General features: G+C 31.7%; 16 protein-coding genes. 6 read left to right on the top strand and 10 right to left on the bottom strand.

Annotation, left to right across the window (positions count from 1 at the left end; all coding sequences use genetic code 11):
• The 5 genes from C8N27_RS04115 to C8N27_RS04135 all read right to left on the bottom strand — a co-directional run bounded on the left by C8N27_RS04115 (position 1) and on the right by C8N27_RS04135 (position 3,194).
• Positions 1 to 1,131 carry an Mrp/NBP35 family ATP-binding protein gene (locus C8N27_RS04115; protein WP_099214829.1) on the bottom strand — a complete coding sequence of 377 codons (1,131 nt, stop codon included), beginning with the start codon at positions 1,129 to 1,131 and terminating at the stop codon, positions 1 to 3.
• A gap of 210 nt (positions 1,132 to 1,341) precedes the next feature.
• Positions 1,342 to 1,887 (bottom strand): DUF4269 domain-containing protein, encoded by a 546-nt coding sequence (locus tag C8N27_RS04120; RefSeq protein WP_164723397.1) that lies wholly within the window; start codon positions 1,885 to 1,887, stop codon positions 1,342 to 1,344.
• Positions 1,884 to 2,207, bottom strand: coding sequence for an MGMT family protein (locus C8N27_RS04125; RefSeq protein WP_121146394.1), 324 nt, complete (start codon positions 2,205 to 2,207; stop codon positions 1,884 to 1,886). Before C8N27_RS04125 ends, C8N27_RS04120 begins: the two co-directional genes overlap by 4 nt.
• Positions 2,208 to 2,288: 81 nt before the next feature.
• Positions 2,289 to 2,960, bottom strand: a complete 672-nt coding sequence (gene trmB, locus C8N27_RS04130) for a tRNA (guanosine(46)-N7)-methyltransferase TrmB (protein WP_099214832.1) — start codon at positions 2,958 to 2,960, stop codon at positions 2,289 to 2,291.
• 12 nt (positions 2,961 to 2,972) lie between these two features.
• A complete protein-coding gene (locus tag C8N27_RS04135) occupies positions 2,973 to 3,194 on the bottom strand; it encodes a DUF6341 family protein (RefSeq protein WP_099214833.1) in 222 nt (73 codons plus the stop codon).
• A gap of 42 nt (positions 3,195 to 3,236) precedes the next feature.
• Here C8N27_RS04135 and C8N27_RS04140 point away from each other — a divergent pair, with 42 nt between their 5' ends.
• Complete coding sequence (locus C8N27_RS04140; RefSeq protein ID WP_121146395.1) at positions 3,237 to 4,142, top strand: DUF6427 family protein; 906 nt, start codon at positions 3,237 to 3,239, stop codon at positions 4,140 to 4,142.
• A gap of 1 nt (position 4,143) precedes the next feature.
• On the opposite strand, the gene upp is transcribed toward C8N27_RS04140, so the two are convergent.
• Both upp and C8N27_RS04150 read right to left on the bottom strand, forming a co-directional pair.
• Positions 4,144 to 4,797, bottom strand: a complete 654-nt coding sequence (gene upp, locus C8N27_RS04145; protein ID WP_121146396.1) for a uracil phosphoribosyltransferase — start codon at positions 4,795 to 4,797, stop codon at positions 4,144 to 4,146.
• A 43-nt stretch (positions 4,798 to 4,840) separates the two neighbouring features.
• Complete coding sequence (locus tag C8N27_RS04150) at positions 4,841 to 5,644, bottom strand: alpha/beta fold hydrolase (RefSeq protein WP_244174711.1); 804 nt, start codon at positions 5,642 to 5,644, stop codon at positions 4,841 to 4,843.
• 130 nt (positions 5,645 to 5,774) lie between these two features.
• Between C8N27_RS04150 and C8N27_RS04155 the strand changes: the two genes are divergently transcribed.
• Positions 5,775 to 6,224, top strand: a complete 450-nt coding sequence (locus C8N27_RS04155; RefSeq protein WP_124587754.1) for a hypothetical protein — start codon at positions 5,775 to 5,777, stop codon at positions 6,222 to 6,224.
• Positions 6,221 to 7,507, top strand: coding sequence for a branched-chain amino acid transport system II carrier protein (gene brnQ, locus C8N27_RS04160; protein WP_121146399.1), 1,287 nt, complete (start codon positions 6,221 to 6,223; stop codon positions 7,505 to 7,507). Before C8N27_RS04155 ends, brnQ begins: the two co-directional genes overlap by 4 nt.
• An 83-nt stretch (positions 7,508 to 7,590) precedes the next feature.
• On the opposite strand, the gene C8N27_RS04165 is transcribed toward brnQ, so the two are convergent.
• The 3 genes from C8N27_RS04165 to C8N27_RS04180 form a co-directional block, all read right to left on the bottom strand.
• Positions 7,591 to 8,091, bottom strand: coding sequence for a DUF3575 domain-containing protein (locus C8N27_RS04165; protein ID WP_099214839.1), 501 nt, complete (start codon positions 8,089 to 8,091; stop codon positions 7,591 to 7,593).
• 218 nt (positions 8,092 to 8,309) lie between these two features.
• Positions 8,310 to 10,415: a ferrous iron transport protein B gene (gene feoB, locus C8N27_RS04175; protein ID WP_121146400.1), complete on the bottom strand. Its 2,106-nt coding sequence runs from the start codon at positions 10,413 to 10,415 to the stop codon at positions 8,310 to 8,312.
• Between the two features lie 3 nt (positions 10,416 to 10,418).
• Positions 10,419 to 10,643, bottom strand: coding sequence for a FeoA family protein (locus tag C8N27_RS04180; protein ID WP_099214842.1), 225 nt, complete (start codon positions 10,641 to 10,643; stop codon positions 10,419 to 10,421).
• 120 nt (positions 10,644 to 10,763) lie between these two features.
• Between C8N27_RS04180 and C8N27_RS04185 the strand changes: the two genes are divergently transcribed.
• From C8N27_RS04185 to C8N27_RS04195, 3 genes are read left to right on the top strand one after another with little or no spacing between them, the layout of a single operon-like run.
• On the top strand, positions 10,764 to 11,915 hold the full coding sequence (locus C8N27_RS04185) for a DNA polymerase III subunit (protein WP_121146401.1): 1,152 nt from the start codon (positions 10,764 to 10,766) through the stop codon (positions 11,913 to 11,915).
• Positions 11,916 to 11,917: 2 nt separating this feature from the next.
• A complete protein-coding gene (locus tag C8N27_RS04190) occupies positions 11,918 to 12,388 on the top strand; it encodes a hypothetical protein (RefSeq protein WP_121146402.1) in 471 nt (156 codons plus the stop codon).
• A 50-nt stretch (positions 12,389 to 12,438) separates the two neighbouring features.
• Positions 12,439 to 13,851, top strand: a complete 1,413-nt coding sequence (locus C8N27_RS04195) for a sensor histidine kinase (RefSeq protein ID WP_099214845.1) — start codon at positions 12,439 to 12,441, stop codon at positions 13,849 to 13,851.
• The last annotated feature ends 1 nt before the right edge of the window (position 13,852 follow it).

A 13,852-nucleotide genomic window follows, 5' to 3' on the forward strand; every position in this document is an offset into this window, starting at 1 on the left:
TTATTTTGAGCTACAACCACTCATGGTAGTAATTCGTACTACTTCTGTTGGTGGTAAGTTTGCATTTCTTTTTAATAGTTGCGAAACCATTTCTTTGGTTACCTCTGTAAAAGCATTTGCTAGTGGTGTGTTTTCTTGTAAAGCTACTGGATGTCCAACATCTCCTGCTTCACGTATGCTTTGTACTAATGGTATTTCTCCTAAGAAACTTGTTTCAATATCTTCGGCTAAATTTTTAGCGCCTCCTTCTCCAAAAATATAATATTTATTGTTAGGAAGTTCTGCTGGTGTAAAATACGCCATATTTTCAACGATACCTAATACCGGTACATTAATACTTTCTTGTTTAAACATTGCTACTCCTTTTTTAGCATCTGCTAAGGCAATGTTTTGCGGTGTACTTACTACGACTGCTCCGTTAATTGGTACTGCTTGTACTATTGATAAATGTACATCTCCTGTTCCTGGAGGTAAGTCGATTAATAAGAAATCTAACTCTCCCCAATCTGCATCAAAGATTAATTGATTTAATGCTTTTGAAGCCATTGGCCCACGCCAAATTACTGCCTGACTTGGATCGGTAAAGAAACCTAGTGATAATAATTTTACTCCGTAACTTTCAATCGGCTTCATTTTTGAGCGCCCATTTACGTTTACCGCTAACGGCTTTTCTCTTTCTACATCAAACATTAAGTGCTGTGATGGCCCATAAACATCGGCATCTAACACTCCTACTTTGAATCCCATTTTTGCTAATGAAACAGCCATGTTTGAGGTAATGGTAGATTTTCCTACTCCACCTTTACCTGAGGCAATAGCTATGATGTTTTGAATATTAGGAATTTCTTTTCCTCTAATTTGATTTGGATTTTCTTTTTGTTGAACTTCCACCTTCACATTCACTTTTACATCGATTTTTTGATCAACGTGTTGGTGAATAGCCTTCATTATCTCTACTTCTACTTTCTTTTTGGCTTGTAATGATGGATTTGCTATAGTAACATCAACAATAACTTCATCTCCAAATGTAACTACATTGGTTATATTTTCGTTTTCTACTAAACTTTTACCTTCTCCTGGTGCTGTTATCGTTTCTAACGCTTTGTATATATCTTGTTTTTTAAAACTCATGTTTTATGCTATATGCTTTAAACAGCAAGCGGTAAGCTTGTTGCTTATTTTTATTTAATCTTAACTGCAAAGATACGTTTTAGCCCTCAGAAAATAAAGTCTTTAGATTGGTAATATTTATAGGTTGATAAGTTGGTTTTATAGAGAAGTTTTAAGTTGAATTGTCTTTCCAAAATCAACCAAAGTAAAGTTTAGTTTTTTCTTAAAAAACTAGGATATGTAGCCTTTTTGAAATCCATAAGTTAATAATGCTTCATACGGGCTCCCTTCTAAGTTTAAAAGTTTTGCAAATGCTGGTTCAGTTTTGAGTCCTTGTTGCTTTAAGGCTATAATTTTAGATCTAAATACCTCTCCCTCTTTTAACAACACCTGATATTCAATAAGCATATGTAGGTATGAGTCTTGCTCTTCTGGTAGTTTATTTTGTACAAAAATTTCTATTGGTAAGGTTTTATACTCAAGTGTAATGATTGTTGTTTTTAAGTTTTTATATGATGGAATTGTTTTTACTTCAAACCCAGGAAGTTTTCCATATTTCTCACGCACAACTTTTACAATGTCTTCATGATTTTCACTTTGACAAATAATGTCTAAATCGCTTGACTCTACATCAATATTGATAGGTATTGTACCTACCAAGATAGGGTTAAAGTTTTTTAATAGCTCAAAAAGATTTAACTCTAATAATATTTTATAAGCTTCTTTTTGTCGGACAGTTCCTTCTTTTAAGTATGTTACATCTTTAAAGTTTATCACAACTCTTCGCTTGGATTCCAAAACACCTTTTCAAAATTTTGAATTTGGTTGTCAACAACTTCAATTCCTTCGCTTTCTAACAATTGTTGCATCAGGTTTGTTCCATCAAAATGGTGTTTTCCTGTTAACAATCCTTTTCTGTTTACTACTCGATGTGCTGGTACTTCTTTTTCTGAAGAGTTATTCATTGCCCAACCTACCATTCTTGCCGAACGAGCTGCTCCTAAATAGGTTGCTATGGCTCCATAACTTGTTACTCTTCCATGTGGTATTAAACGAGCTACTTCATACACTTTTTCGAAGAAATTTTTATCTACCATTTGGTAAAGATAGCTTTCTTTTAGAATTAAATTGGAATATATCAAGAACGCCTAAATAAAAAATCCTGCTAATTAGCAGGATTAATAGTTTAGTTTGAATTTTATATAGGTAATCGGTTTTCCGATTTCTAAATATTGTTTTTCGTAAAATGTTTGTGTTCCTGTTACTTCTTCAGGACTGTACACATTTTTATAAACATCGTGATTAGCGTGTAAAATTTCGTGACCCTCTCCATGCAATAAACCTAAAGTGTAACCGTGCATGAATTCACTATCGGTTTTTAGGTTGACTGTTCCTTCTGAATTTAAAATACCATGGTATTTCTTTAAAAACTCAGAATTCGTCATACGGTGTTTAGTACGCTTATACTTAATTTGTGGATCTGGGAAGGTTATCCAAATTTCAGAAACTTCATTTTCAGCAAAAATATAATCTACTAGCTCTATTTGAGTTCTAATAAAAGCCACATTTTCCATGTTATTTTCTAGTGCTGTTTTAGCTCCTCGCCAAAATCGTGCACCTTTAATATCAATTCCAATAAAGTTTTTATCAGGATTTTTTTCTGCTAAAGCAATCGTATATTCACCTTTACCACAACCTAGCTCTAAAACTATTGGGTTGTCGTTTTTAAAAAAAGTATTCCACTTTCCTTTATAAGAAAAGTTATTGGTTACTTCTTCTCGTGTTGGTTGAATAACGTTAGCAAACGTTTCATTTTCTCTGAAACGTTTTAGTTTGTTTTTACTTCCCAAAGTGTATAGAAATTAGGCTCTATCTTCTGTTCCTTCTCTTTGAAAACGAGCAGCTTCTTTCATCCAATAAGCAAATAACACTAATAGGATTAATAAAAAGAACCAGTTTACGGCGTTTGAAGTCCACCAACCTGCATCTGATTTAGCTACTGTTAAACGTAACCAATTGAATGGTGCAAATAAAAAGTCGGTAAATAAACTACCAATCCATCTAAAAATATTGCCTGCTATCATATCTTAAGTATCTTTACAGCTGCAAAAATATAAAAAGAAACAATGTTAGCCAATTTTTTCGGTAAATCTAAACCTATAAATTTTATTGTACTGTTTGTACTATTCTTAGGGTATTTTGTTTTAAGTATTTTTTCTAAAGAATTATCTTTCAACCTTGTTAAGGAACTTGGTTGGTTTTTAGTCGTTTTTTCGGTGTATAATTTTATTATTGCTAAGAACTTATTGACTTATGATAACTCTTTTGCTTTTTTATTTTTTGTGATATTAATTGGTTTTTTTCCTGATACCATACAGATAAATAAAACTTTTTACGCCAACTTAACTATACTTCTTTTTTTACGAAAAGTGTATAGCTTACAGTCTTCTAAAAATATTCTTCATAAGTTATTCGATGGTGGTTTGTGGCTTGGAATTTCATTTTTAATAGAGCCTTATGCTCCTTTATTACTGATATTACTTTACTTGTCTATATTTTTACACCAACGATTTACCTATCAAACATTATTAACACCTGTAATTGGTTTTTTTGCTCCGGTTTTTCTGTATTACACTTACTATTTTTGGTATGATAACCTTGAAAAATTTTGGTTGCTTTTTGATTGGAATTTTTATCCTGATTTAAGCTTTTATTCTCATGAAAAGTATTTGTTCCCTATTCTTTTTATAGTTTTCTTTTTAGTAGCTTCAATCATTTTAAAAAGTCCCAAGGCACTTGCTGTTAAAAATAAATTTAGAAAAAACTGGATATTAATTCTTGCCCACCTTACCATTACTATAGCCATTTTACTTTTAGTTCAAGATGGCTCTGGAAGTGAGTTCTTGTATGTATTCTTCCCTGTTTCTGTTATTCTAGCTAATGGAATAGAATTTTTTCAAAAGAAATGGTATGCCGACGCTATTATTATTTTATTTTTAATAGCTTCTTTTACTATAAGTACTGTTGCGTAAATTATAATTTTACTCCGTAAGCCAAATCACCCGCATCTCCTAAGCCAGGAACTATATAACCTTTGTCGTTTAACTTTTCGTCAATATCAGCAATCCATAAAGTAGTACTTTCTGGTAAGTGTTTAGCAACATACTCTACACCTTCAATTGAACCAATAACCGAAGCTATAATTATTTCTTTTGGTGTTCCGTATTTTTTTATTCCCTCATAAACCTCAACCATAGAACGCCCTGTTGCTAACATTGGGTCTACCAATAATAATGTTTTTCCGTCAATAGAAGGTGATGCGAAGTACTCTACTACTATTTCGAATTCTTCATCGTTATTCGGGTGATGACGGTATGCTGAGATAAAAGCATTCTCTACATCATCAAAATAATTCAACATTCCATTGTGTAATGGTAACCCTGCTCTAAGGATAGAGCATAAAACTATATTATTTGCTAGTAATTCTACCTTTTTTGTTCCTAATGGTGTTGTTATTTCTTTTGCTTCATAATTTAACTCTTTACTTAATTCGTAGGCTAAAACTTCCCCTATTCTTTCAATGTTTCTACGGAAACGCATCGAGTCTTTTTGAATTGAGATATCTCTGAGTTCAGCTAGGAATTTATTAAGAATAGAATTTTGTTTGGCTAAGTGATGAGTTTTCATGAAGTGTATTCTTTTTTGTACTCTACAAAAGTAACGGATTTTATCAAGCTTTTATAAAGTTGGTTAGTGCTTTTAATAGTTCTTCTTTTGCTTCAACATGACTCATGTGTCCGTTCGGTAATGCTATTAATGAGGTATTGGTTCTCTTTGCTTCTTCTTCAACAGTAGTATAATTTAATATTGGATCATTTTTCCCTGCAATTATTAACCTCTTTTCTATTGTTTGTAAAACAGCTTCTTTGTTTTTACGCAAACGCATTCCTTCTGTAGCTGCAATGTACCCTCTAACAGGTGTTTTTAAGGCTTCTTCTCTTATTTTCTCTATTTCTTCAGATAACTGTAAACGCATACTCTCTGCAAATAAGTTACTAATTGACATTTTTACTAATGTTTCATAGTTTTCCTTAGCCATTTCAACAGCTCTGAGTCGCAACTTTTTTCTTTCTTCACTATCTGCTTGAGATGTAGAGTTCATCAAACAAACTCCTTTTACATTTTTGGGATATTTTTCTGCAAAGGCTAAAGCAACATACCCTCCCATAGAGTGCCCTACAAAAGTAGCTCGACGGATTTTTAACTCTTTTAACACTGCTTTTACAGCATCTGCCATTTCTTCCATCGAATGTACGTATCCAATACACCCTGTTTTTCCACTTCCTAATAAGTCAACACAAACTACTCTATATTTTTTAGATAATTCTTTACTTATATTATTCCACATCGTGGAGTTTTCTAAAAATCCATGGAGTAATACTATAACACTTCCTTTTCCTTCATCAGTAAAGTAAATATTTGTGTTTTTAAATTCTATACTGTTTTGCATTAGGCAAAAATATGTATCTTTCATTAGTTAACTTATCAAATAATTGCTAAAAATGTTGATTTCTCCTTTTCAAAATCTTTCTAAAAAACAAGAGCAAAACCTCACTATTTTTCTTATAGTTTCTACATTAATTCTTATACTTTGTATGCTTTATTTGGATAGTTTTCTAAAAAATGAAGTATGTAAAAATGGTATTATAAGCTTTGAATTAGCAAAAGACATCGCAGTATCTGAGAAATATATTAATTCTTGGAACGAAACTTCTAAAATAGCTTGCGGCATTAGCTTAGGGCTTGATTATCTTTTTTTAATTTCTTATTCTTTATTAATAGCTGTTTTTATTCATAAGTTTAATAAGAAACTTTGGAAAGACTCTTCTTTATACAGCTTTGGAGTAATCCTTATATTTTCTTTATTTTTTGCTGGTTTTTGTGATGCTATCGAAAACATTGGGTTAATTAAATTACTAATGGGAAGCACGAAACAGCAATGGAGCTCTGTTGCTTATTTTTTTGCTATACCTAAGTTTGTTTTTATTGCTATTGGAATACTTTATATCCTTTTCAATTTTGTTTATTTGTTATTCAAAAAACAAAACAAATGAAATTCTCAAAAGAAACTTTAATTACAGGCTTTGCTTTATTTTCTATGTTTTTCGGAGCTGGTAATTTAATTTTGCCTCCTTTTTTAGGAAAGAGTGCTGGCAACTTATGGTTTTGGGTAACTATTGGCTTTTTTATTACTGCTGTTTTTATTCCTATGATAGGTATTTTAGCTCATGCTAAAATACAAGGTACTATGTACGATTTTGGTAAAAAAGTATCTCCAACTTTTAGTCTTATATATTGCTTTGTTGTATACACCATTTGTATTGCTTTGCCTGCCCCTAGAACTGCATCGGTTACTCATGAAATGGCCATTGCTCCTTACTTTAATAATAGTAGTTCTTTAGTTACAAGTACAATTTATTTCGGACTTGTTTTTCTTTTTACCTTGAACCGATCAAAAGTACTAAGCCTACTAGGCAAATTTTTAACACCACTTATTATTTTCATTTTATTGGCTATAATTTTTGTTGGAATTTTTACAGCTCCAGATATAATAACTCCAACTACACTTAAAGCTCCTTTTGTTGATGGTTTACTAGAAGGGTATCAAACTTTTGATGCCATTGCTTCCATAGTTGTTGGTGGTGTTTTAGTTGTTTCAATGAATTTTAATACAAATACAACTTTTGAAGAGAAAAAAGAGCTAATTACCAAAGCTGGTTTTATCGCTGGTTTAGGATTGTTAATTATCTATGCAGGTCTTATTTACAATGGTGTATTATTTAGTTCTACTTTTTCTGAAAATGCTAACAGGACAGAAATTTTAACCTCTTTGAGTAACCAAACTTTAGGAAATATTGGAAGTGTTTTTCTAAGTGTTTTAGTTGCTTTAGCTTGCTTTACAACTGCTGTTGGAGTTATTACTGGTACTGCCGATTATTTTAAAGGTATTAACAATAACTCTCAAAACGTTTTTACAGTTACTGCTATTATCGGGTGCATATTAGGGATTGCTGTTGGTCAATTTGATGTAAAATACATCATCTACATTGCGCTACCAGCTTTAATGTTTATTTACCCTATTACTATTATATTAATTGTACTGAATGTACTTCCAGAAAAATACACCTCAACTTTAGTTTTTAAAATTGTAGTAGGGGTGACTTTCTTATTTAGTATTCCTGATTTTCTAGGTTATGTTATTAATCCAAGTTATTTAACTGAAATAAAAAACACTATTCCTTTTGCTAATCATAATTTAGGATGGGTATTACCTGCCATATTGAGTTTTATATTTGCTAATTTGCTTAAAAGGAAAAAGCAAATTCTAACTGAATAAGTTACTTAATAAACGATATTTTATATATAAACTAAAAAAGCTCGCAATCGCGAGCTTTATATTTTTATTCGGGTTGAGTATTGTTAAAAACGATATCCTAAATTTATTCCTACTCTAGGTACAATTGAACGAGCCTCAGAAGTAAATAGGTTTCTTCCTAAACCTCCGTAAACATCAAGTACAAAACCTCCTGAAGACACATATTTTGAGCCAAAAGCTAACCCTAAAGCCCCATCAGTATATTCCTTAAAAGTATTAGGCGAACCATCAAGCTCAATTTCTCTTTCTCCAGTATTAATCCCCATAAAAACTTCACCAAAATAGTTCCAATTGCTATTGTTCGTAAAATAATGGCGGAAAAAAGGTGTGAACATTCGTTCTTCGTTGTATCTAAAATCTGCTGATCTTTTTTCAAAGTTAAATAACGCTGAAATACCAATTGAGGAACGATCGGTAGTATAATATTCATACGATACTTCTAACGTTTTAAAAGCTAATGCATCTAGTAAATCTACTTTTACTTCTTGCTGTGCATAGGTAAAAGAGCTAACAAAAGCCACAGCTGCTAATAATATTTTTTTCATTTGAAATTTTTACTATTTATAATTTATGTATTGCCCACAAGTATAATACCACAAACATACATTTTTTTATAAAAAACAGTTTAGTGAAATATATTTTCTCTCTTACGAGCAGTTACAGTTTGTATCGCAACCACTATTTTTTTTAGGTTTAAAAAAGAACTTTTTAACTAAAAAAACAACTGCTCCACAAACAACCACATATGTTAAAACTTCTTGCATTAACTTAAAATTTGATAGGCTATAAATGCTGATAAATATGCCAAAGCCCCCATACTTACTAATTGAACCGTTGGCCACTTCCAACTTTTAGTTTCTCTTTTTACAATTGCTAACGTTGCCATACATTGCATTGCAAACGCATAAAACAACAATAAAGAAATTCCTGTAGCAAAATTAAACCTCTTCTCTCCTGTGTCAGGGTTTATCTCTGATGCCATTTTTTGTTTGATAGTAGTCGTATCTTCTCCATCGTCTTCTACACTATAAATAGTTGCTAACGTACCAATAAACACCTCTCTAGCAGCAAAAGAACTAATTAACCCAATACCAATTTTCCAGTCATAACCTAATGGTTTAACAACTGGTTCTATTGTTTTTCCTGCTATTCCTATATATGAGTTTGCTAGTTTAGCAGAAGCGACTTTTTTAGCTAGCTCTTCTTCTGATAATTGTTGATTTGCTACATTTTCAACTACACTTTTCTCTGCTTTTTCAAACGATGATGGTCCATGGGATGCTAAAAACCATAATACTATTGAAATTGCTAAAATGATTTTTCCTGCTCCAAAAACAAATGCTTTTGTTTTATCTAACACATCATAAAACACATTTTTAACCGATGGTATCTTGTAGTTAGGCATCTCAACTACAAAAAACGAGTTGTTTTTTATCTTCAATGTCTTGTGTAACACATATGCTGCGATGATTGCAGCCGCAAATCCTAAAATGTATAAAGCCAACAGGGTAAAACCTTGTAAACTTAAAAAACCAAACAACTTAGTATCAGGAATAATTAAAGCTATTAAAATAGCATACACAGGTAATCTTGCAGAACAGGTTGTAAATGGTGTTACCAAAATGGTAATTAATCGTTCTTTCCAACTACCAATAGTTCTAGTTGCCATAATTGCTGGAATAGCGCATGCTGTACCTGAGATTAAAGGAATAACACTTTTACCACTCATTCCAAAGCGACTCATAATTTTATCCATTAAAAACACCACGCGGCTCATATATCCTGTTTCTTCAAGAATGGATATAAAAAGAAACAAAATAGCTATTTGAGGAATAAAAATTACAACTCCACCAACACCAGGAATAATTCCATCTGTTAATAAATCAGTAAACATTCCTGCTGGTAATTGTGCTTTTGTAAACTCTGCCATATTAGCAAATAACCCATCTATAAGATCCATAGGTGTAGACGCCCAATCAAAAATAGATTGAAATATTAGCAATAACAATCCGAAGAAAATAACATACCCAAATATTTTATGAGTAAAAACTCTATCTAATCTACTGCGAACATCTGTTGCTTTAGAAGCGTCTATCTTATAAGTTTTATTTAAAACAGCATTTATTTGCTGATATCTATATATCGTTTCTTTATGCTGATATTTTTTCTGCTTTGTAATTTCACTTTCAAACTCTTTTATTGCGTCTTTTTCTGAAGAAGAAAGTAATGGAGTGTGGTTTTTAGTTAACATCATCCACAACTCATACGATGTAAACTCTTTACTTACTGTAGCCAATCGGTCAAAGTAAGTCACATCAATTTTTTTAGATAGTTCGTTAAAATTTGAATGTACTTTTAACGATTCATAATTCGCTACTACCTCTTTTAAGTCGTCAACACCTTCATTTGTTCTTGCTGACATTAACACTACTTTAGTATGTAACTCTTTTTCTAAAGCTGGTATATCTATAGAAATTCCTTTTCGTTTTAATTGGTCTGCCATGTTTAAAGCTAAAACCGTAGGAACTTCTAAATCCTGAATTTGTGAAAACAGTAATAAGTTTCTTTTTAGGTTTTCAATATCTGCAACTACAACAATTACATCTGGCTTTTCTTCCTGATGTGTAGTCATCAAAGCTTTTAAAACAATGCTTTCGTCTAAAGAAGTTGGATTGATACTGTATGTACCTGGTAAATCAGTAATTATTGCACTTTTACCTCTAGGCAACTTACAAATTCCTTGTTTTTTATCAACCGTAACCCCAGGATAATTTCCTACTTTTTGGTTTAAACCTGTTAACTGATTAAATAACGATGTTTTACCTGTATTAGGATTTCCAATTAAAGCTACATTAATACGATTACTCATCAGCTATAGTTTTACAATTGAAATTTGACTAGCTGTTTCTTTTCGAATCGCTAAATGACTTCCATTTACGCATATATACATAGGATCTTTTAGTGGAGCAATTTGGAGTAACTCTACTTCACTTCCTGGTAAACACCCCATTTCTAATAACTTCAGCGGAATCTTATCTAAGCACTCTTCAGATATAATTCCTTTTTCCCCTAAATGTAACGATGCGATAGTACTCAAAAGATATATTTTTAGCTTGCAAATATACTAAAATAGAATCATTCTAAACAGTATATCAACACAATATATCATTTATTTACAATAGGTTGTTCTCTTTGTATGATGTCTTATATTTGTGGTATGACTTTCGACGATATTATTGGGCAAGAACACATCAAAAAACACCTACAGCAATCAGCTGAAAACAATAGAATTCCGCATGCACAACTCTTTGTTGGTAAAGAGGGAAGTGGTACTTTACCTATGGCTATTGCCTATGCTCAATTCCTATTATGTAATTTTTCTGATAATCCAGAAGCTTGTAATATAAAATGTAGCAAACTACAACACCCTGATTTACATTTTGCTTTTCCAGTAACCACAAATGACTCGGTAAAAAAGCACCCAGTTAGTAATTTGTTTTTAGAGGATTGGCGTTCTTTTATTGAAGAGCAACCTTATGGAAGTTTGTTTAATTGGCTACAACATATTGGTGTTGAAAATAAACAAGGTCAAATTGGTGTTGATGAAGCAGAAGACATTGTAAAAAAGCTACAATTAAAATCGTATGAAGGTGGTTTTAAAGTAATGATTATTTGGATGGCTGAAAAAATGAATGTTGCTGCCTCTAACAAATTATTAAAACTAATTGAAGAACCGCCAAACAAAACTATTTTCATTCTTATTACTGAAGATGAAGAACAGATTATAAACACTATAAAATCTAGATGTCAGGCTTTACATTTTCCTGCATTAAGTGAAAGTGATATAGCTAATAATCTAATTCAACAAGAAGGTGTATCAGAAAATGAAGCAGTAAAAATTGCTCATCAATCTGAAGGAAACTACAACAAAGCACTACATGTTTTAAACAATAATTCAAACGACTTAGTTTTTGAACAATGGTTTATTACATGGATTAGAGCTGCCTTTAGAGCTAAAGGAAATGCTGCCGTTATTCAAGATTTAATAGGATGGTCAGAAGAAATTGCTAAATCTGGTAGAGAAACTCAAAAACAGTTTTTACAATATTGTTTACAATTTTTCAGACAGGCTTTACTTCTCAACTATGGAACTCCAGATTTAGTGTTTTTAGAAACAAAATCTGCAAACTTTGACCTTGCTAAATTTGCTCCGTTTATTCATAGTGCTAATATTCTAATTATCGAAAAAGAAGTAAGCGATGCTCAATATCATATTGAAAGAAACGGAAATGCTAAAATTATTTTGTTAGATTTATCTATTAAACTAACGCGCCTTCTTCATACTAAAGAAGAAAAAATTCAATCTTAATTATGAAAACAAAGCATATAATTACCGCACTTACTTTCGGAATACTTTTTGTTGCTTGTAAACAAGCAAAAAAAGAACCGTTATTACAAGAGTATTTGGTTGGAAGCTGGGAAACTACATATTTAAAAATTGAATATTTAACTGCTAACGAAACCGATAGTACTTCTGTTTTTGAAGATGATTTTAGTAAACCTAATTCAGGAAAAGCCCAGTCTACCTATAACAACGATGGCACTTTTTCTGCATGGTTTGTACAAGCTGACGGAAAAAAAGTTGGTGAAACAGATGGAAAGTGGGAAACAAGTGGCGATAGTCTGTTTGTTGATTACCCTTATTTAGGGAAACAAGTACAAGCTTGGTATAAAATTACACAAACAAACGACGGGTTTAATGCTAGGTCTACCTATGATTGGGATAATGATGGGGAAAATGATGACACTTTGCTTATGAAAACTAAAAAAATAGAATTATAAAATTGCGTATTTTCAACAACATATCACTACGAATTAGAATTTTCTTGTCAATGATACTTTTGGTGCTATTGGCATCAATTTTAATTGTAATGGTTACTATATATCAATACGACGAGCAAACAAAAGATTATAATACTGCACGTTTTGAGCGTAAAGAGTTCTCTACAAAGCAAGATATTGAAATAGAACTTAAACGTAGAACCACTTACCCAGTAACTACTGAGAATTTATCTAAAATTTTTCAAGATAGAATTTATGACATCGCTTATGTTCATAAACTTACTATCTCTATGTATGACATGGATGGAAAACTGTTAAAATCTTCTATTCCATATAACTTTGACAAAAAAGAAGGTCAAGACTTAGCTAACGAAACTGTTAGAGATTTAGCTAACAATTCAAATCACAAAATTTTTAAAAGTAGATCCGAAAAAGGTATCACTTACCAGTCTTCATACACCTACTTAAACGACCCACGTTTTAAAAGGATTGGAATTTTAGAGCTACAAATAGCACAAGATAATGAAGAGCAAAAGCAAGAACTACGAGAGTTTATTTCTCGCTTATCATTAGTTTATCTACTAATGCTTATAATTGCCATTATTTTAGCTTACTTCTTATCAACCTATATTACCCGATCAATTCAAACCATCTCGCAAAAAATAAATGAAACTCGTTTAAATAAGCGTAACGAAAAGATTACCTTAAACTCTGCTAGTTCAGAAATCAACTCTCTTGTTGCCGCTTATAACAACATGATTGATCAATTAGAAGAAAGTGCTGTAAAACTAGCTCAAAGTGAACGTGAACAGGCTTGGAGAGAAATGGCTAAACAGGTAGCTCACGAGATTAAAAATCCGTTAACACCAATGCGCTTATCAGTACAAAGTTTTGAAAGGAAATTCAACCCAGAAGACCCAAACATTAAAGAAAAAATGTCTGAATACAGCGAAACGCTTATTCAGCAAATCGATGTAATGAGTTCTATTGCTTCAGCTTTTTCTGATTTTGCTAAAATGCCTACACAACGTAGAGAAAAATTAAATGTAGTTGATATTGTTAAACATTCTTTAGATATTTTTACTGAAGACTATATACACTATTTTCCTCAGGAAAAAGAGTTATACGCTAGTTTAGACAAAACTCAATTAATACGAATTGTCACCAACCTAGTTAAAAACTCAATTCAGGCAATAAAAGACACCGATAAAAACCCTAAAATTGAAGTTAAAGTTGCTTCTGAAGGGAATAGTGTTAAAATCACAGTTTCTGATAACGGAAAAGGTATTAGTGAAGAAAATAAAGAACTAATTTTCGAGCCTAAGTTTACTACTAAAACAAGCGGAATGGGCTTAGGGCTTTCTATAATAAAAAATATAATTGAAGCATATGACGGTACTATCTCCTTTACTTCAACTAAAGGAGTTGGAACTGTTTTTACTGTAATATTACCTAAAACATAAA

It is taken from the genome of Tenacibaculum discolor (assembly GCF_003664185.1).
Lineage (GTDB): Bacteria > Bacteroidota > Bacteroidia > Flavobacteriales > Flavobacteriaceae > Polaribacter > Polaribacter discolor.

What these genes read in the sequence shown, in the direction of transcription:
- C8N27_RS04140 (WP_121146395.1), top strand. Translation starts at nt 3,237, where the DNA reads ATGTTAGCCAATTTTTTCGGTAAATCTAAACCTATAAATTTTATTGTA.
- feoB (WP_121146400.1), bottom strand. Translation starts at nt 10,415, where the DNA reads ATGAGTAATCGTATTAATGTAGCTTTAATTGGAAATCCTAATACAGGT.
- C8N27_RS04125 (WP_121146394.1), bottom strand. Translation starts at nt 2,207, where the DNA reads ATGGTAGATAAAAATTTCTTCGAAAAAGTGTATGAAGTAGCTCGTTTA.
- C8N27_RS04185 (WP_121146401.1), top strand. Translation starts at nt 10,764, where the DNA reads ATGACTTTCGACGATATTATTGGGCAAGAACACATCAAAAAACACCTA.
- C8N27_RS04165 (WP_099214839.1), bottom strand. Translation starts at nt 8,091, where the DNA reads ATGAAAAAAATATTATTAGCAGCTGTGGCTTTTGTTAGCTCTTTTACC.
- C8N27_RS04135 (WP_099214833.1), bottom strand. Translation starts at nt 3,194, where the DNA reads ATGATAGCAGGCAATATTTTTAGATGGATTGGTAGTTTATTTACCGAC.
- brnQ (WP_121146399.1), top strand. Translation starts at nt 6,221, where the DNA reads ATGAAATTCTCAAAAGAAACTTTAATTACAGGCTTTGCTTTATTTTCT.
- C8N27_RS04190 (WP_121146402.1), top strand. Translation starts at nt 11,918, where the DNA reads ATGAAAACAAAGCATATAATTACCGCACTTACTTTCGGAATACTTTTT.
- C8N27_RS04195 (WP_099214845.1), top strand. Translation starts at nt 12,439, where the DNA reads ATGATACTTTTGGTGCTATTGGCATCAATTTTAATTGTAATGGTTACT.
- C8N27_RS04150 (WP_244174711.1), bottom strand. Translation starts at nt 5,644, where the DNA reads ATGAAAGATACATATTTTTGCCTAATGCAAAACAGTATAGAATTTAAA.
- upp (WP_121146396.1), bottom strand. Translation starts at nt 4,797, where the DNA reads ATGAAAACTCATCACTTAGCCAAACAAAATTCTATTCTTAATAAATTC.
- C8N27_RS04115 (WP_099214829.1), bottom strand. Translation starts at nt 1,131, where the DNA reads ATGAGTTTTAAAAAACAAGATATATACAAAGCGTTAGAAACGATAACA.